The organism is Pseudomonas paracarnis, from assembly GCF_904063055.1.
Classification (GTDB): domain Bacteria; phylum Pseudomonadota; class Gammaproteobacteria; order Pseudomonadales; family Pseudomonadaceae; genus Aquipseudomonas; species Aquipseudomonas paracarnis.
In genome coordinates this window covers 1-668 of sequence record NZ_CAJFCN010000048.1, presented here as the reverse complement: position 1 = coordinate 668, position 668 = coordinate 1, and the positions used below count along the sequence as shown (strand labels likewise).

The following is a 668-nucleotide window of genomic DNA, read 5'->3' as shown; positions in this document are numbered from 1 at the left end:
TGGTTTACGCCAATGGTGATGGTCTGGCCGTTATCCAAAGTCACGGTCAACGGGTTGGTGATGTTGGTCACCGGTGCGCCGTTCTTATCCACAAGGCTGGCGGTGTAAACGATGTTGCCGCCTTCGCCAACGGTGGTGGTCGCGGTCAGGACTACATCGACCTTGTCGATGGTGTCGTTGATCGTGGTCGTTGCGCCGCTGCCTGCAACTTCCAGTTTTTCGAAGTTGCCGCCGGAAGCGTCGGTGATCTTGACGGTCTGCGTGCTCTTATCGATAAACACGTCATCGGTAGGCGCAGGCACGGTTACGGTGCCAACGGTGTCGCCAGCCTTGATGGTGATGCTTGAACCGTTGTCGAGTTTCAGTGTTACGTCAGTGCCCGCTTTGTTGGAAAGCGTGGCGGTGTACGTGATCTGCCCACCTTCGTTTGCCTCGGCCGGAGCGGTCAGCGTCACCGTAGTGGTGTTGTCAGTGCCTGGTGTATCCGTAACGGTGGTATTAACCGGGGTAGTACCTGGAACCAGATTCTCAAAGTGCTCGCCGCCGGTCACGCCTTTGATGGCGGTAGTGACGGTCTGGTCGCCTTTGTAGACATCGTCTGGCGCGATGGTGGTGATAGAACTGCTCGACTGGTTTACGCCAATAGTGATGGTCTGGCCGTTATCCAA

The 668-nt window shown here is 56.6% G+C and carries 1 protein-coding gene; it reads right to left on the bottom strand.

The window, feature by feature from the left end; translation table 11 throughout:
- Nucleotides 1–668: immunoglobulin-like domain-containing protein (locus JMV15_RS27810; RefSeq protein WP_318533558.1), on the bottom strand; the 668-nt coding region annotated here is incomplete at both ends.